We start from the raw sequence: 17,112 nt of genomic DNA on the forward strand, positions 1-17,112 counted from the left end.
TACTCGCAGGCCGAACCGTCCCCCATCGGCCCTAGAGCTGGCAGCCTATCGGCGCAGCCGCCTCGCCGACGCACATTGGTCGGCGAGGGCTCCGCGTACGTCAGGCGATCTCGGCGACCAGCTTCTCCACGACCTCGCGCAGGTTCGCGGCCACCTCGGCGTTCTCCCGCGGATGCTTGCCGTCGAACACCGGGGACGGGACCGAGAGCTTGAGATCCTCGATCACCCGGGTGCCTGCGATGCCGAACGACTTGCGGGTCTCGTCATGCGCCCAGACGCCGCCGTACTGGCCGTGCGCCGCGCCCACCACCGCGACCGGCTTGTCCTTGAGCGCACCATTGCCGAATGGCCGCGACAGCCAGTCGATGGCGTTCTTCAACACCCCGGGGATGCTGCCGTTGTACTCGGGGGTGACGACGAGCGCGGCGTCCGCTTCGGCCGCCGCCTGGCGCAGCGCCCGCACGGGCTCTGCCACGTCGTCGCCGTCGATGTCCTCGTTGTAGAACGGCAGCTCGCCAAGGCGGTCGAACGCAACGAGCGTCACGCCTGCGGGAGCCGATTCCACGGCCAACTCCGCCAGTTGCCGGTTGATCGATGCTGCCCGCAGGCTGCCCACGAGTACCAAGACCTTGCTGTCCGACATGTCTTCAAGTTCCTTTCGATGGTCCGTCACGATCCTTGCCGAGTTTAACCGGACTGTGGTCCGATTAATTCCGGCTGAGTTAAAGTGCAGGTATGAGCGTCACTGACGGGCTGACCGGGCTGCCGGTCGACGATTCCGCCCCGTCCGAGCGCGGTGACGCCGCCCGCAACCGCGTCCTGCTGCTCGACGCGGCGCGCCGGCTGATCGCGGACCGTGGTGCGGAGGCCGTGACGATGGACGACGTCGCCGCCGCCGCAGGCGTGGGCAAGGGCACCCTGTTCCGCCGGTTCGGCAGCCGCGCCGGCCTGATGCTGGTGCTGCTCGACGAGGACGAGAAGGTCCAACAGCAGGCGTTCATGTTCGGTCCGCCGCCGCTGGGCCCCGGTGCTCCGCCGCTGGAACGCCTGCTGGCCTACGGCCGGGAACGGTTGCGGTTCGCGTGGAGTCACCGCGCGCTACTCTCCGACGCCGGACGCGATCCGCAGACGCGGTTCAACGCCCCGGCCACGCTGCACCGCACCCACGTGCGCATGCTGCTGCAGTCCGCGGGCACCACGGGCGACCTCGACGCGCAAGTCGACGCGTTGACCGCGTTGCTGGACGCCGACTACGTCGGGCACCAGGTCACCGATCTCGGTCGCAGTCTCGAAACGCAGGGCGATGCATGGGAAAGCGTGGCCCGCAAGCTTTGTGGGCGGTAACCGTGCGCTGGATCCTGCACGTCGACCTCGATCAGTTCCTCGCCTCCGTCGAGCTGCGCCGCCATCCCGAGCTGGTCGGACTTCCGGTGATCGTCGGCGGCAGTGGCGACCCGACCGAACCGCGCAAGGTCGTCACGTGCGCCTCGTACGAGGCACGGGAGTTCGGCGTGCACGCCGGCATGCCGCTGCGCTCGGCCGCACGGCGTTGCCCCGACGCCACCTTCCTGCCGTCCGATCCCGACGCCTACGACGAGGCGTCCGAGCAGGTAATGGGACTGCTGCGCGACCTCGGTCACCCGCTGGAGGTGTGGGGCTGGGATGAGGCCTACCTCGGCGCCGAAGTGGACGACCCCTTCGAGTTGGCCGAACGCATCCGCTCAGTGGTCGCCGCCGAGACGGGCCTGTCGTGCTCGGTTGGCATCAGCGACAACAAGCAACGGGCCAAGGTGGCAACCGGGTTCGGCAAGCCGGGCGGCGTCTTCGCGCTCACCGACGACGACTGGATGGCCGTGATGGGCGACCGTGGCGTCGACGCACTCTGGGGCGTGGGGCCCAAGACCGCCAAACGCCTTGCCGGACTCGGCATTACGACCGTCGCCGACCTGGCCGCGACCGACCCGACACTGCTCACAGCGACCTTCGGGCCGACCACGGGGCTGTGGATCCTGCTGCTCGCCAAGGGCGGCGGCGACACGAACGTCAGCGCCGAACCGTGGGTGCCGCGCTCGCGCAGCCACGTCGTCACCTTCCCCGAGGACCTCACCGACCGCTCCGAAATGGATTCGGCCATCGGCGAATTGGCGCGACGGACGCTTGCCGAGGTGGTCGCCGCGGACCGGGTCGTCACCCGCGTGGCGGTCACGATGCGCACCAAGACGTTCTTCACGCGCACCAAGATCCGCAAGCTGGCCGCCCCGAGTACCGACGAGTCGGTGATCGTGGACACCGCGCTGGCGGTGTTCGACCAGTTCGAACTCGACCGCCCCGTGCGGCTGCTCGGCGTCCGGCTGGAGCTGGCGATGCCGCAGTCGACGGCGCCGGTTGTCACCACCGGCGCATAACGTCGACGCCATGCTGCACACCGTCGCGGTCCGGGGCTACCGCTCGCTGCGCGAGGTCGTCGTGCCCCTCGCGGGGCTCACCGTCGTGACCGGGGCCAACGGCACCGGCAAGTCGTCGGTGTACCGGGCGCTGCGACTGCTCGCCGACTGTGGTCGCGGCGAGGTGATCGGCTCCCTCGCGCGCGAGGGCGGGCTGGAGTCGGTGCTGTGGGCGGGTCCCGAACAACTCGGCGGTGCCCGTCGCACCGGCTCGGTGCAGGGCACCACCAGAACCCGGCCCGTGTCGCTCGAGCTGGGTTACGCGTCGGACGACTTCGGCTATCTGATCGACCTCGGACTGCCGCAGAGCGCGGGCGCGAACTCGTTGTTCGGCCGCGATCCGGAGATCAAGCGGGAGACGGTGTTCGCGGGCCCCCGGTTGCGGCCGAGCTCGACGCTGGTGCGCCGCGGCCGCGACTACGCCGAGGCCGCAGCGGAATCGGGCCGGGGCTTCGCCGAGTTGTCCCGGTCGCTGCCCGCCTACCGCAGCGTGCTGGCCGAGTACGCGCATCCCGACGCGCTGCCGGAGCTGGCCGCGGTCCGGGATCGACTGCGGGGCTGGCGGTTCTACGACGGCTTCCGGGTCGACGCAGCCGCACCTGCGCGTCGGCCACAGGTCGGCACCCGCACGCCCGTGCTCGCCGATGACGGCAGCGATCTGGCCGCCGCCGTGCAGACCATTCTCGAGGCGGGTTTCGACGATCTGCCCCGCGCCGTCTCCGACGCCTTCGACGGCGCAACCGTTTCGGTCGCGGTGCACGATGGGCTATTCGAGCTGCAGCTACATCAGCGGGGCATGCTGAGGCCGTTGCGGGCGGCCGAATTGTCCGACGGCACATTGCGATTCCTGCTGTGGGGCGCGGCCTTGCTGAGCCCGCGACCACCGTCGCTGATGGTGCTCAACGAACCCGAGACTTCCCTGCACCCGGACCTCGTCGCGCCGCTCGCGGCCATGATCCGATCGGCCGCCCGGGGCACGCAGGTCGTGGTGGTGACGCACTCGGCGGCGATGCGCGAGCATCTGGGCGGCGACGATGCGGTGGAGATCGAGCTCTACAAGGAGTGGGGCGAGACCCGGGTCACCGGCCAGACCACCCTGACCGCGCCGCCGTGGGACTGGGGCAAGCGCTGACGCTCAGCCCGTCTTCGAGGGACGGAGTGCGCGGGTGAAGATGACGTTCACCCGTCGCATCGCCACGCTGTAGGGCCACCACGCGACGCGCTTGAACGCATAGAGCGCACGGATGTCGTGGGAGGTGTAGATCAGATAGCGGTTGCGGGTAACGCCGCGAAGGATGCTGTCCGCCACCGATTCCGGCGAGACGGCGTGGCCGCTGAACCGGTCGATCCACTTACTCACCTGCGGGTGCTCACGGTCCACGCCGACGATCTCGACCGTCTGGACCAAGGGCGTCTTCACCGCCCCCGGCACGACCACCGACACGCCGATGCCATGGCGGGCCAGGTCGAATCGCAACACCTCGGACAGGCCGCGCAGCCCGTACTTGCTCGCGCTGTAGGCGGCATGCCACGGCAGCGCCACCAGCCCCGCCGCCGAGGAGACGTTGACCAGGTGCCCGCCGTGACCCGCCGCCACCATCGGGGGCACGAAGGTCTCGATGACGTGGATGGGTCCCATCAGGTTGACCGACACCATCTGCTCCCAGTGCCGATGGCTGAGATGGCTGACGGTCCCCCACGCCGACACTCCGGCGATGTTCATCACCACGTCCATGCTGGGGTGCGCGGCATGGATGTCGGCGGCGAAGGCCGCCACCTGTTCGTAGTCGGCGATGTCGAGGGCCCGGTGCGCGGGCACCATGGCGCCCAGCGCGCGTGCGTCGGCGACGGTCTCGGCGAGTCCGTCGGCGTTGCGGTCGGTCAGGAACAGCTCGGCGCCCTGCGCCGCGAGCTTGAGCGCGGTCGCGCGGCCGATGCCGCTGGCGGCCCCGGTGAGAAGACAACGCTTGCCGGTAAAACCGCTCCCCTGCGCCATGGCGCTGACGATACCGGCGCGGCTACCGGCCGCCCCAGAGCGCCGCGAGCCACAACCGCTCGACGACGTCGATGGCCCGGGCGGGATCCAGGCCGCGCCCGACGAACGCGCTGTCATGCGTCAGCGTCATCGCGGTCGTCGCCGCCAACGTTCGCACCAGGGCCGGCAGGTCGTCGGAGATCGGGCGGGCGTCGGCGTCCTGTTCGAGGAGCGCGACGATCTTGTCCATCACGGAGTCGTAGAAGTCGTCCATCATCTCGCGGATCTGCGCGTCGGTGTTGCGGGCCACCGCGCATGCCTTCAACACCGGGTCGTCGTTGGCGTAGACCGTGGCAGCACTGCCGACCATCCGCTTCGCGAACGCTGCAGGCGTCTCGCCAAGCTCGCGTGGAGCGAAGTGATGAGTCAGCTCGTCGAGCAGCTCATCCAATTCGGCGAGGATCACCGCAAGCACCGCGTACTTGGAGTCGAAGTAGAAGTAGAAGCCCGACCGCGCGACGCCGGCGCGCTCGCTGATGGTGCTGACGGACAGGTCGGCGAACGACCGCTCCTGCAGCAGCTCCCGGACGGCGGTGACGATGGCTTCCCGCTGACGGTCGCCGCGACTGCGGCGGATCTGCTGTGGAGCGGGTTGGGCCGTCATGGCTTATGACCTTTTCATCGCGACTCACCAGATCAAAACTTGACACGCGTCAAGTCACCATATCAGGATGGATGCCCAGGTGACATCCACCACAGCGCGTGATTCCAGGAGCGTGTCAATGCCGACCATCAGCACCACGGATTACCTGCTCGACCAGGCCAAGCGCCGGTTGAAGCCGACACCCGTCACGATCCCTGGCATGGGCCTCGCCGAGAAGCGGCTGCGCAAGCACGAGTTCAAGCAGTTCCCGTTGGCACAGCCACCCGCAGGCAGTGGCCTCAAGGCGGTCACGGGCGACTCGGGGCTGCCGATCATCGGCCACTTGATCGAGTTCTTCCGCATGGGCCCGGACTATGCCGTGGAGATCTACCGCAAGTACGGCCCGATCCACTACAACCAGTCGCCGGCGCTGTCCGCGGTGGCGGCGCTAGGCCCGGACGCCACGCAGGCTGTCTTCTCGAACCGAAACAAGGAGTTCTCCCAGCGCGCCTGGGACCCGGTCATCGGGCCGTTCTTCGACCGCGGGCTGATGCTGCTCGACTTCGACGAGCACATGTTCCACCGCCGCATCATGCAGGAAGCGTTCACCCGCACGCGGCTGTCCGGCTATGTCGAACACATCGACGCGGTGGCCAGCCAGGTAGTGGCCAACGACTGGGTCGCCAACGACCCACGGTTCCTGTTCCATCCGGCCGCCAAGGAACTCACGCTCGACATCGCTTCGGTGGTGTTCATGGGCCATGAAGCCGGTACCGACCGTGAACTGGTGACCACGGTCAACCGGGCCTTCACCACGACCACGCGGGCGGGCAACGCGATCATCCGCAAGCCGGTGAAGCCCCTGACGTGGTGGCGTGGCATCGAGGCGCGTAAGACGCTCGAGAACTACTTCACCGAACGACTCCACGAAACGCGCGGTATCGAGGGCACCGACATGCTCAGCGTGTTGCGTCAGGCCGAGGACGAGGACGGTCAGCGGTTCACCGACAGCGACATCGTGGCGCACATGATCTTCTTGATGATGGCCGCCCACGACACCTCGACGTCGACCATGACGACGATGGCCTACCACCTGGCAGCCAACCCCGAGTGGCAGGACCGGTGTCGCGACGAATCGGCCCGCATCGGCGACGGCCCGCTGGACATCGAGGCACTGGACAAGCTCGAGACCTACGACCTGGTCATCAACGAGGCCCTCCGCATGGTCACCCCGTTGCCGATGAACTTCCGCCGAGCCGTCCGAGACACCGACCTGCTCGGCTACTTCATTCCGGCGGGCACCGATGTGGTCACCTGGCCGTCGCTCAACCACCGGCTGCCCGAACTGTGGACGGACCCCGAGAAGTTCGACCCGGACCGGTTCGCGGAACCGCGCAATGAGCACAAGAAGCACCGCTATGCGTTCGCCCCGTTCGGCGGCGGTGCGCACAAGTGCATCGGGATGGTGTTCGGTCAGCTGGAGATCAAGACCGTCATGCACCGACTGCTGCGCAAGTACCGGCTCGAGCTGACCCATCCCGGATACAAGCCGCGCTACGACTACGGCGGCATGCCGGTTCCGCTCGACGGCATGCCGATCGTGCTGCGCCCGCTGCGCTAGCCGATCACGCGGCGGTCAACCGGTTGGCCACCGCGACCAGGGCACGCAGCGCCGATTGCGTCGCGTCGTCCGACAGGCCCATGGCCCATTCGGAGCGTGCGCCGTCGGTGCCGCGGATGAAGGTCGCGATGCCGTCGTCGGCTTGAAGCTGGTGGAAGCGGAGCATTTCGACGGTGATGCCGTGCTCGTGCAGCATCGCCGTCAGCGCGGCGACGGGGCCGGTGGCCGCTGCCGTCGAGGTGCTGAGCCGGTCCCCGATCGCGATCGTGGCCTGATAGTGGCGCGCCTGTAGCCCCAAGCGGGACGCGTCGCAGGCGGCGTCGGTGCACTGCCAGTTTCCGAGCCGCAGGGGCCCTGACGTCGGGGCGTACGTGGCGTGGAATGCGTCTGACGACATCGCTTCGGCCTCCTCGCGCAACCCCTGCGGCAGCCGCGCGTCGAATTGCGTTGCGAAAAGGGGCGTTGCGCAGATTGCGGATTGTGTCGGTGCGGTGGTGAACATGTGCCGGTCTTCTCTTGCCAGAGGGGATGACCGACGGTGTAGCAACGACCCACAGCGAGGGGTCGGTCTGGATCAGACCCCGCTGCGGGTTGCTACTACGAGAAGACTTCGCACGTTGGCGAGGGTAGGCGCTCGGATGCGGTCCGCGCAAGGGACTTGATCGACGCCGACCGTGCGGTCCCCGCGAGCGGTCCCTTTTGGCGAAAGGGAAGCGCACCGTTAGAGTGGATTGAGAATTCGTTCAATCCATCAAATGCAGGGGGCCCGGGTGCCGCAGTCATTTCTCGACGGGTCCGAACGGCCGCTGTACGAGATCAAGGCGAACCTGTTCAAGGCGCTGGCGCATCCCGCGCGGATCAGAACGCTGGAGATCTTGTCCGCCAGCGCCGGCCCGACCCCGGTCAGCGAGATCCTCGCGGCGACTGAGATCGAGCCGACCCTGCTGTCCCAGCACCTCGCGGTGCTGAAGCGCCACCACGTCGTCAGCGCGCGGCGGGTGGGCAACGCCGTCTACTACGAACTCGCCCACCCGAAGATCTCGGAGCTGCTGCTGATCGCCCGAGCCTTTCTCGCCGACACCCTGACCGCCCGCCGCGACGAGCTCGACGCCCTGGAATCGTTGCCGCCCCTGGGCATTCAGCCATGATGAACACCGCGGCGATCGCCACAGCCGCCCGCACGATGTCCCGCCTGATCCCCCACCGGTCCGACTACGCCGACCTGCCACGGTCGTGGCGGCGCGACATCCTGGCCGGTATCACGGTCGGCGTCGTGGCCCTGCCGCTGGCGCTGGCGTTCGGCATCAGCTCGGGCGTCGGCGCAGCGGCGGGTCTCGTCACCGCCGTCGTCGCCGGCCTGGTGGCCGCGGTGTTCGGCGGCTCACACGTCCAGGTGTCCGGTCCGACCGGCGCCATGGCCGTGGTTCTCGCCCCCATCGTGGCGCACTACGGGCTCGGCAGCATCGCCATGGTTACCGTGCTGGCCGGCCTCATCGTGCTGGCCGCAGGCGTCACGGGGCTTGGCAGGGCGGTGACGTTCATACCGTGGCCGGTGATCGAGGGCTTCACCCTCGGCATCGCGACGATCATCTTCCTGCAGCAGGTGCCGGCCGCCTTCGGCAGCGCAGCCGCGGCGGGTCAGCGTCCACTGGTCGCGGCGTGGGACGTCGTCCGCCACGCCGATTGGGCGACGGCGATCACGCCACTTCTGGTGGCGGCGTTCGTCGCGGTGTTGATGGTCGGACTGCCCCGGCTGCACCGTGCCATCCCCGAGTCCCTGGCCGGGGTGCTGGCCGCGACGGTGTTGGTGATCGTCGCCGACCTCTCCGTCGCACGCATCGGTGAACTGCCCTCGCACCTACCCAATCCCCTTCTGCCACATGCCGATCTGGACGCGCTGCGTGCGTTGTTCGGCGCGGCACTGGCGATCGCCGCATTGGCTGCCATCGAGTCACTGTTGTCGGCGCGGGTGGCCGCCACCATGTCACCCACCGGCCCCTATGACCCCAACCGCGAATTGGTGGGCCAGGGCCTGGCGTCGGTTGCGTCGGGGGTGTTCGGCGGGATGCCGGCCACCGGCGCGATCGCCCGCACGGCGGTGAACGTGCGGGCCGGTGCCCGAACCCGGGTGTCGGCCATCGTGCACTCGCTCGTGCTCATCGGCGTGGTCTACTTCGCGACCGGTCCGGTGTCGGCGATTCCACTGTGCGCCCTGTCCGCGGTGCTGATGGTGACGTCGTTCCGGATGATCTCGGCGACGACGATCGCCAAGATCCTGCGCTCGACGCGGTCGGATGCGGGGATCTTCGCGCTCACCGCCGTCGTCACCGTGTGCTTCGACCTCATCGAGGCCGTGGAGATCGGCATCGTGGTCGCGGCGATCTTCGCACTGCGCTCCGTGGCCCGGCGCAGCAGCGTCATCCGTGAGGAGTTGCCGGGTGCACGTCAGTCCGGTGACGAGAGGATCGCGCTGTTGCGGCTCGATGGGGCGATGTTCTTCGGTGTCGCAGAACGGATTTCGAATCTGATCACCGACGCCGACCATCCCGACGTGTCGGTGGTCATCATCCGGATGTCGACGCTGGGGATGCTGGACGCGACGGGGGCGCACACCTTGTCGCGCATCGCCGAGGAACTCGAGTCCCGCGGGGTCACGGTGATCATCAAGGGGGTGCAGGCCGAGCACATGGACCTGTTGACCAACGTCGGGGTCATCGACTCATTGCGCCACGAGAATCACCTCATCGGCTCCCTGGACGACGCGATTGCCCACGCCCGCAGCCACGTTGGTGCGGCGGCCTAGGAGCGCACGGCACGCACCAGCAGCGGGATGAATGGCCGGTGGTTGGCTCGACCGTCGCGGCGGAACGGCGTGCTGTCGCGCGACGCGGCGTACCACTCGGAGCGACTGACGTGCGACAGGTCCAACCTGCGACCGCATGCGGCCGCAACGGTGTGCAGCAGCAGGGTTCCGGTGCGGCCGTTGCCTTCTCGGAACGGGTGCACCTGGTTGTAGTCGGCGTACAGCCGGGACAGTTCGTAGCCGAGCCTGGCGTCGTCGAGATCGCTGGAGCCTGCCAGCGCGCCGGCCCACTCGTCGATGTCCGCCATCTCCCGGTCGATGTCCGCTTGCCAGATGAACGCGGACTCGCCGCGCGCCAGTTCCGTGACGCGATACTTGCCCGCCCACGCGTAGACGTCTCCGAACACGTGCTGGTGCATCGCCCGCACGCTCAGTTCTACGTGGCCATCGAGCAGGCCGCGGTGCCACTGCAACAGCCGGCCTGCGGTCGCGATGTACTCCAGGTCGGCGAGCATCGTGTGGGTTTCGGCACCGAAGTTGTTGCGCAGCACGGTGCTTCCGGGCAGCAGGTACGGCCTGTTGCGTCGCAAGATCCGTCCGAGGGTGCGCGGTGGCGGCGCCGCTGGTGGGTACCTGGCGCGGTGCGCGCCGAGATACTCACCGAACGGCAGCTCGTCGCGGGCCAGGGCGACCAGTTCGGCGACGTGTGCGTCGGTGGGCGCCCAGCCCTCGAGCCGTTCGGCGGCGATCGTCTGATCGACGGCGTGGCGCAACGGCGGCGGCAGCGCACTGCGGGGATCCATTCGATGTCAGCGGAACGTCGACGTCGACGCGAGGTAGTTCAACTTCCGGCCGATGCCCGACACCTCTCGCGCGACACTGCGCAACATGGCGCGCTCCGACGGCGGCATCTCGGTCAGCGACACCACGTCGTCGACCCTCCGCCCATCCAGGAACGCGCCGGCTCGCGTGCGCCAGCGAAACCGGAGCAACCAGCCAAAGCAGTCACGCAAGCTCGAGACGTCGTCGCCGTCGAGCACCTTGCCGGCCACCGCGTCGTCGAGGCGCCCGAGCGTCGACAACGCGTCGGACCCGGCGGACAGCGCTGCCCAGCGCGCGATCTTCACCACCGGATCGACCGCCGCGAGCTTGAGGTCCACGGTGTCGGAGTGGGTGGCGAACATGCGCAACCGCGACGGGAGGCTCGCCCGTACGGCCGTCGCGTCCTGGAGCAGGGCTTGGCGCACCGCGTAGCTGCGCCCGACGGCTGCCAGGTTCTGTGATCGCAGCGCATCCTCCCCCATGTCCGCGGTGGCCGTGACGCCTGCCGAATCCGCCAGCAGGCCGGTCATCACGACGCCGCGATCCTCGCGTGGATCGACCGTCCAGCGTTCGATTCCCTCCGCCCAACTGCCGGCGCGACGGCAGAATCTCGGCCGGCTGGCGAGTACGCCGTTGGCGTCGCCGCGAATCCCGCAGCGCTCGAGCAGCGCGTGCACGTCGGCGGCGCGGGCCAGCAGTTCGGCCTTGCCGTCGTCGTCGACGGCGTCGCCGAGCACCACCATCGTCTCGACGTCGGAGCCGGGTGCGGCCTCCCCTCGCGCCACGCTGCCGGAGACGAACCACGTCCACTCCGCGGGTGCCGGCACCAGCCGGACGGCGCTGGCCAGGCCGTGTCGAAGCACTTCCGACCACGCCGCGGCCAGTGCCGGTACCGGCGTGTGTGCGCGCAGTTCGGCGGCGACGGCCGCGAGTGCCGCGTCGACTCCCGCACGCAGTTGCGTCTCGTCTCCGGCAGCATCGATGTCACCGATGGTCGCGGCGATCCCACGACCGGAGGGAAGCACAGGCGGCATGCCGATGATTGTCGCCCGCCAGGCACCTGGTTACACAGTCGAAACCCCTTCGACATGCGGGAAACAGGAGTAGGCGCTAATTTCTATCGCATGACAGTTATTCTTTCCCACTCCAGGAGAAACCCATGACCGCCGCCTCCGACCCCGCAATCTCGTCCCAGGAGGACGCCTCGACGCTCGAAGAACTGGGCTACACCCAGGAATTGCATCGCGGCATCGGCGGCTACGCGGCATTCGCGTCCGGCTTCTCGTTCGTCTCGATCCTCACCACGGTGTTCGCGTTCTTCCCGCTCGGCTTCAACCTCGGTGGTCCCGCGTTCTTCTTCACGTGGCCGATCGTGTTCGTCTGCCAGTTCTGCGTGTGCCTGATCTTCGCGGAGTTGTCCGGCAAGTTCCCGGTCGCGGGCGCCATCTATCAGTGGTCGCGCCGCCTCGCGGGCAACGCCGTCGGCTGGTTCGCGGGTTGGTTCATGCTGATCGGCTACATCGTCAGCATCGCCGCGCTGGCCATCGCCATGCAGACCGTCCTGCCGCCGATCTGGAGCGGCTTCCAGATCATCGGCGGCGACATGGATCCGTTGTCGGTGAGCGGCGCGACCAACGGCATCATCCTCGGCAGCATCACCATCGCGCTCTGCACGATCATCAGCGCCGCAGGCGTGGCGTTCATGGGCAGGATCACCGTTGCGGGCGTCACCCTCGAGATCATCGGCGTCGTGCTGATCATCGGGGCGATGTTCCTCACCGCCGAGCGCAGCCCGGTTCGCGCCGTCGCGGATACCGGCGGACATGGGTCCGGCCTCGGCTACGTGGGGGCATTCCTGGCGTCGATGTTGATGGCGGCCTACGTGATGTACGGATTCGACAGCGCCGCAGAGCTTTCCGAGGAGACGCGAGATCCGCGCCGTACCGCGCCCAAGGCCATCGTCAACGCGCTGCTGGTGTCGTTCGTCGGCGGCGGGCTGATGATCATCGCCGCGCTGATGTCGGCGCCGGAGCTGGGCGACGACCTCGCCACCGGCGGCATCGCCTGGGTGATCGAGAGCCAGCTGGACACCTGGCTGGGCAAGACGCTACTGGGGCTCGTCGCGGTCGCGATCTTCTCGGCCACCCTGGCCATCCAGGCGTCGGCGTCGCGGGTGATGTTCTCGATGGCCCGCGACAATCGACTGCCCTTCGGCAAGTTCCTGTCGAAGGTCAACCGGCGCACCGGGACACCCGTCATCACCGGGGTGGCGGTCAGCTCGCTGGCGATCCTGGTCCTGCTGGTCAACATCGGACAATCCGGCGTCTTCGCGGCCATCGCATCGGTCTCGGTGGTGATCGTGTACCTGGCCTACCTGATGGTGACCGTCCCGGCGCTGGTGCATCGGTTGCGCGGCACCAGCCTGTCCTACGGCCCGCCCATCATGGACCTCGGCAAGTGGGGCATCCCGGTGAACCTCATCGCCGTCGTGATGGGTGGCCTGCTGGTGATCAACATCGGCTGGCCGCGGCAGGAGGTCTACGACCCGGCGGGGACGTCGTGGTTCCTGCAGTACTTCGCGCTCATCTTCGTCGTCCTGACGCTCGCGGTCGGGTACGTCGCGTATCGCGTGGTCAAGGATCGCGAGGGCGCGCCAGATCCCGTCGACGCGCTGGTTGGCAGGAAGAAGACCTAGCAGTCGGGTGGCTGCGGTCGGGGCGGGCGCCCCGGCCGCGGTTCCGGCGTCGCATAGGGTCTGCTGCGCAATGACTGTCTGGGAATGGATGCTGCTTCTCGTGGCCGGAATCGGCGGCGGCCTGGTGGGCAGCATCGCCGGGCTGGCGTCGTTGACCACCTATCCCGCGCTGCTTCTCGTGGGGCTACCACCGGTGGCCGCCAACGTCACCAACACCGTCGCCCTGGTCTTCAACGGGGTCGGCTCGGTATGGGGGTCGCTGCCGGAGCTGCGGGGGCAGGGCCGCCGGTTGCTCCAGCTGATCCCAGTGGCCGCGGCGGGCGGCGCGGCGGGCGCCGCGTTGCTGTTGTCCATCCCGTCGGACGGCTTCGAGAAGGTCGTGCCCTTTCTGCTCGGCGCATCGGCAGTGATGATCGCGCTTCCACGCCGAAAGCTCGTCGAGGGTGCCGCACGCACCAGGGGCCATCATGTGCTCGAGGCGGCCGCGCTCTTCGCGATCAGCGTGTACGGCGGCTTCTTCGGCGCCGCGGCGGGCGTGCTCCTACTCGCCCTCTTCCTGAGCACCACCCACGCGTCCCTGGCCGAGGCCAACGCCAGCAAGAACGTCGTCCTCGGTGTGGCGAACTTCGTTGCGGCAGTTGCCTTCGTGCTGCTTGCGCCGGTCGACTGGATCGCGGTGGTGCCGCTGGCAATCGGATGCCTGCTCGGCTCGAGGCTGGGACCAGTGGTCGTCCGCCACGCTCCGGCGACGCCGCTGCGCATGTTGATCGCCGTTGCCGGGCTGGGCCTGGCAGTCAAGTTGGGGTTCGACGCCTACCAGTGATGGGGGCGCTGCCCGCTCGTCATGGCTGCGCAGTAATGCGCCAGGACGCGCACGTATGGGGCCACTCCGGTCAGATCGACGTCTTCGCTGTCGGAGTAGATCTCCAACAGGTAGCGACGCTGGGCGTCGGCGATCCCGACTCCGAGCACTCCGTAGTACTCATACTCCAACAGGAGTGCGACCTCGGCGGGGTCGGAACCCTCGAGATCAAGGGCGGCGACGAACACCTCGCCGTACGCGATCGCGCGAGCCGTCGCCGGAAAGTAAACAAGCCGATACGCGGTGTCCTCGGCTGCGTCTAGGACACGCAAGCCGGAACCTCCGTGATGCAGGCTGTCGATCCCGCTCAGGCTGCGGACGGCAAGGCCGTCGTCGGTGGCGATCGATACCGACCAGCCCGCGGCGTTGAGCTCGTTGGATACTGCGACACCGAGGATTTCCAGCGCCGCGGCGGTGGTCTGGGGGCGGTGGTGGTCGATCAGGCGGACAACCCACGGAACGAGGTCGTCGAACGCGCGCCTACCGCTTCCGCGTAGCCGTCGCCGGTCACTGGCCGGCAGGTCGGCATCGCCTGCCACGCCGACGCTGAATCGTCCGGGGCCGTGTCGTTTTGCCTCCAACAATGCTGCGTCGGCGGCAGCCACGAGCACGTGGGGTGAACGCGCCTGCGACGTGAACGCGGCAGCTCCCCAGCTCAACGTCACCTTCGTCCCCAACGCACTGGCGAGGCCGCGACCGGCATCGTGGGCGAACCGTTCGGCCCCCGCGAGGGTGGAGTGCAACAAGATGACGCAGAATTCGTCGCCGCCGAGGCGGGCAACCAGGGAACCCGGACGTGTCGAAGCAGTTTCGGCCAGCACGTCGGCCACCGCACGTAACAGTGCGTCTCCGGCCGGATGACCGTCTCGGTCGTTGACGACCTTGAATTCGTCGAGGTCGCACACCAATACGGCGGGGTGGACGGCGTCGCAGTCCAGTTGCTCGAGGAACTCATCGAGTTTCCGTCGATTCGCCAGACCGGTCAGAGGGTCTTCAAAGGCGTAACTCCATACGGTACTGAACAATTCGGAGCGACCGATGGCGACGGCTATGTGGGCGGCAATGGCCTGCAGCAGCTGCACGTCGTCGGGGCCGAAGCGTCGCCCGTCGACGCCGGCGACCCACAGCTCACCCCATATCTCGTCCTGGTGCATCACGGCCACTGCCAGTTCGCTCTCCTTGTCGAGCCGACGAAGCAGCGCAAGACCGGTCGGGTCGGCGTCCTCGTCGTCGATGCTGTTGAGGTACGGCCGGCCGTGCTCGAGCAATTGGAGTGTGTTCTCGGTGATCTCGTAGCGCTCGCCCTCCGGCCAGCGTTGTTCGCCAGGGCCGAGTTCACCGACGTTGATCAGCGTGCGTAGGACGTTGTCGTGGCGATCCCAGCGGCTTATCGACAATGACGCCGCCTTGAGGGCGGTCAGGGCTTGCTCGGCAATCACTTCCAGTGCTTCGTCGAAGTAGTTCGCCCCCAGCACGGCCTGCGAGATCCGCAGCAACGACTGGAGGACGGGTATGTCGGCGGCCACTGAGTCGTGGAGCGTGCCATGCGATGGTTGCTCGGCCGCTCCCCTGCCCTCGAGGTCGAGGCGTCCCAACGGCCCGTTCATGCGCGGTCCGGTCAATTCGTTCCCCCTGCTCGGGAGCAAATTGTACTGACACTCGCGTCAATCGCACCGATAACGGCGAGGTGGCTGCTGCGGTTAGCCGGCCATCCCGTCGTAGGCCTTCTCGTAATAGCTTGCCAGGAAGCGGCGCCCGATCACGCGCATCATGGCTACCCCGAGAAGCCCTCTGGCGTTCGTCGACGTCTGCTCCCACTCCGCGTGCACCGAGCTCCCGCCCCGCTGGCTCGGGACCGCCGTCAACGTCATGTAACCGCCGGGCGCCATCGCATCGCTGGCGGTTACGGTCAGCGTCACCGTGCCCGGCACCGACCAGTCGTAGTGCCACGTCGACCACAGCCTCGGGAAGTCCTGGCCCTCGCGGACGTCGGCTTCGGTGTCGCCGACGTGATAGACCTCGAACGCCTTCTCCGACAAGGCGGGCCACCGGCGCGTCCGGTTCGGCGAGAAGTCGATCATCGCCTCGATGACCTGGTCTGGCGAGGCGGTCGTTTCGAAGTCGAAGTCGAACTTGGTACGCATGTCCCGAACGTAGCAGCGCCTCAGGTGAACGGGGCGTCGCCCTTCGCGACGCGCGTCCCCAGTTCAATCAGGGATTCCGCGGAGGTATGCAGCCGCTGACCGGCTTCCCTGCCGGCCTGGCCGGCCAGGTAACGCGACCAGGTGCCCTCGATGACGATGCCGAGCTTGAAACACGCCAGCGCCTCGTACCAGTCCAACCGGGACGTGCTGCGCCCTCCGGCCTCCGCGTACGCATCGAGCAGTTCGTCGCGGCCCGCCAGGCCGCCAAGCGCGGCGAGTTCCGACCCGGCGTCGATGGTGTTGGGCTCGGAGGGCCAGCACACCATCATCCAGCCGAGGTCCAGCAGCGGATCCCCCACCGTGCACATCTCCCAGTCGATGAACGCGGCGAGTTCGGGCCGGTCCCTGCGCAACAGCACGTTGTTGAGATGGGCGTCGCCGTGCATGATGCCCGGCTCGCCATCGGGAGGGCGGTTGGCCTCCAGCCAGTCGGCCAGTTCGGTGACGCCGGCGAGCGACTCGGGGTCGTAGCGGTCGTGCCGGTAGCTGGCGAGCAGGCCCAGGAACTGCGGAACCTGGCGCGCCAGAAAGGATTCCGGCCGGCGGAGCTCCGCCAGCGGGCTGCCTTCCCATTCGACGTTGCCCAACTGCGCCAGACTGGCCGCGTACGCGAGGCCGACGTCGTGCCGCATGCCGGGGTCGTCGACGTATTGCGTGGCCATCTCGTTGCCGGGGTTGAAGCCGTCGACCTCCTCCATCAGGTAGAACACCACCCCGAGAACACCGAGGTCGTCGCAGCCGGCGATGAACTCCGGATGGGGTACGGGTGTGCCCGCCAGCGTGCGCAGCACCGCGATTTCGCGCAGCATCGTCTTGTCGCTGGTCGGCCTCGGGTGCAGTGGCGGCCGACGCAGCACCATCGGGCGATCGTCGACGCGCAGCCGCACCACGATGTTCTGGCTGCCGCCGGTCAGCGGTTCGACGTCGGTCACCCGGGAGCCGAGGCCCGTCGCGCGCGCCCAGCGCTGCACTGCCGTCCGGTCGTCGTCGCTCAGGGTCGGTTGCGCGGCTGCGTCATCGGCCATGGCTGACATCGTCTTTCA

Annotated in this window: 17 protein-coding genes; 8 read left to right on the top strand and 9 right to left on the bottom strand. The window is 68.1% G+C overall.

Annotation, left to right across the window (positions count from 1 at the left end; translation table 11 throughout):
- Window positions 1-100: 100 nt before the first annotated feature.
- Window positions 101-643, bottom strand: a complete 543-nt coding sequence (locus tag N536_RS0110165; protein WP_029113508.1) for an NADPH-dependent FMN reductase — start codon at window positions 641-643, stop codon at window positions 101-103.
- A gap of 92 nt (window positions 644-735) precedes the next feature.
- On the opposite strand from N536_RS0110165, the gene N536_RS0110170 reads away from it, so the two are divergent.
- From N536_RS0110170 to N536_RS0110180, 3 genes are read left to right on the top strand one after another with little or no spacing between them, the layout of a single operon-like run.
- Complete coding sequence (locus tag N536_RS0110170; RefSeq protein ID WP_029113509.1) at window positions 736-1,344, top strand: TetR/AcrR family transcriptional regulator; 609 nt, start codon at window positions 736-738, stop codon at window positions 1,342-1,344.
- Complete coding sequence (locus N536_RS0110175) at window positions 1,308-2,405, top strand: DNA polymerase IV (protein WP_051574392.1); 1,098 nt, start codon at window positions 1,308-1,310, stop codon at window positions 2,403-2,405. Before N536_RS0110170 ends, N536_RS0110175 begins: the two co-directional genes overlap by 37 nt.
- 10 nt (window positions 2,406-2,415) lie before the next feature.
- Window positions 2,416-3,576, top strand: a complete 1,161-nt coding sequence (locus N536_RS0110180) for an AAA family ATPase (protein ID WP_029113511.1) — start codon at window positions 2,416-2,418, stop codon at window positions 3,574-3,576.
- Between the two features lie 3 nt (window positions 3,577-3,579).
- Here N536_RS0110180 and N536_RS0110185 read toward each other — a convergent pair whose 3' ends face one another.
- Both N536_RS0110185 and N536_RS0110190 read right to left on the bottom strand, forming a co-directional pair.
- Complete coding sequence (locus N536_RS0110185) at window positions 3,580-4,440, bottom strand: SDR family oxidoreductase (protein WP_029113512.1); 861 nt, start codon at window positions 4,438-4,440, stop codon at window positions 3,580-3,582.
- Between the two features lie 22 nt (window positions 4,441-4,462).
- Complete coding sequence (locus N536_RS0110190; protein WP_029113513.1) at window positions 4,463-5,083, bottom strand: TetR/AcrR family transcriptional regulator; 621 nt, start codon at window positions 5,081-5,083, stop codon at window positions 4,463-4,465.
- A gap of 118 nt (window positions 5,084-5,201) precedes the next feature.
- Here N536_RS0110190 and N536_RS0110195 point away from each other — a divergent pair, with 118 nt between their 5' ends.
- A complete protein-coding gene (locus N536_RS0110195; protein WP_029113514.1) occupies window positions 5,202-6,683 on the top strand; it encodes a cytochrome P450 in 1,482 nt (493 codons plus the stop codon).
- A gap of 4 nt (window positions 6,684-6,687) precedes the next feature.
- Here N536_RS0110195 and N536_RS0110200 read toward each other — a convergent pair whose 3' ends face one another.
- The gene (locus N536_RS0110200; protein WP_029113515.1) at window positions 6,688-7,185 is read right to left on the bottom strand and encodes a homocitrate synthase; all 498 of its coding nucleotides are present in this window, start codon (window positions 7,183-7,185) and stop codon (window positions 6,688-6,690) included.
- A 253-nt stretch (window positions 7,186-7,438) separates the two neighbouring features.
- Between N536_RS0110200 and N536_RS0110205 the strand changes: the two genes are divergently transcribed.
- Window positions 7,439-7,831: a metalloregulator ArsR/SmtB family transcription factor gene (locus N536_RS0110205; RefSeq protein WP_051574393.1), complete on the top strand. Its 393-nt coding sequence runs from the start codon at window positions 7,439-7,441 to the stop codon at window positions 7,829-7,831.
- A complete protein-coding gene (locus N536_RS0110210; protein ID WP_231514474.1) occupies window positions 7,828-9,486 on the top strand; it encodes a SulP family inorganic anion transporter in 1,659 nt (552 codons plus the stop codon). The genes N536_RS0110205 and N536_RS0110210 overlap by 4 nt, the downstream gene beginning before the upstream one ends.
- On the opposite strand, the gene N536_RS0110215 is transcribed toward N536_RS0110210, so the two are convergent.
- Together N536_RS0110215 and N536_RS0110220 are read right to left on the bottom strand one after the other, a co-directional pair.
- Window positions 9,483-10,289, bottom strand: coding sequence for a Fic family protein (locus tag N536_RS0110215; protein ID WP_029113518.1), 807 nt, complete (start codon window positions 10,287-10,289; stop codon window positions 9,483-9,485). The genes N536_RS0110210 and N536_RS0110215 overlap by 4 nt on opposite strands.
- A 6-nt stretch (window positions 10,290-10,295) precedes the next feature.
- Entirely contained in the window at window positions 10,296-11,342 is a 1,047-nt protein-coding gene (locus N536_RS0110220) for a putative nucleotidyltransferase substrate binding domain-containing protein (protein WP_029113519.1), read from the bottom strand.
- Between the two features lie 125 nt (window positions 11,343-11,467).
- Here N536_RS0110220 and N536_RS37985 point away from each other — a divergent pair, with 125 nt between their 5' ends.
- Both N536_RS37985 and N536_RS0110230 read left to right on the top strand, forming a co-directional pair.
- A complete protein-coding gene (locus N536_RS37985) occupies window positions 11,468-13,003 on the top strand; it encodes an amino acid permease (RefSeq protein ID WP_051574395.1) in 1,536 nt (511 codons plus the stop codon).
- Between the two features lie 70 nt (window positions 13,004-13,073).
- Window positions 13,074-13,826 (top strand): sulfite exporter TauE/SafE family protein, encoded by a 753-nt coding sequence (locus N536_RS0110230; protein ID WP_029113520.1) that lies wholly within the window; start codon window positions 13,074-13,076, stop codon window positions 13,824-13,826.
- Here the strand turns inward: N536_RS0110230 and N536_RS37990 are convergent.
- The 3 genes from N536_RS37990 to N536_RS0110245 form a co-directional block, all read right to left on the bottom strand.
- Complete coding sequence (locus N536_RS37990; RefSeq protein WP_081809138.1) at window positions 13,817-15,472, bottom strand: diguanylate cyclase domain-containing protein; 1,656 nt, start codon at window positions 15,470-15,472, stop codon at window positions 13,817-13,819. The genes N536_RS0110230 and N536_RS37990 overlap by 10 nt on opposite strands.
- A gap of 93 nt (window positions 15,473-15,565) precedes the next feature.
- The gene (locus N536_RS37995) at window positions 15,566-16,009 is read right to left on the bottom strand and encodes a hypothetical protein (RefSeq protein ID WP_197040106.1); all 444 of its coding nucleotides are present in this window, start codon (window positions 16,007-16,009) and stop codon (window positions 15,566-15,568) included.
- Window positions 16,010-16,029: 20 nt separating this feature from the next.
- Window positions 16,030-17,094, bottom strand: a complete 1,065-nt coding sequence (locus N536_RS0110245; protein ID WP_029113521.1) for a phosphotransferase family protein — start codon at window positions 17,092-17,094, stop codon at window positions 16,030-16,032.
- Window positions 17,095-17,112: the final 18 nt, after the last annotated feature.

This window comes from Mycobacterium sp. URHB0044 (assembly GCF_000620625.1).
GTDB lineage: Bacteria > Actinomycetota > Actinomycetes > Mycobacteriales > Mycobacteriaceae > Mycobacterium.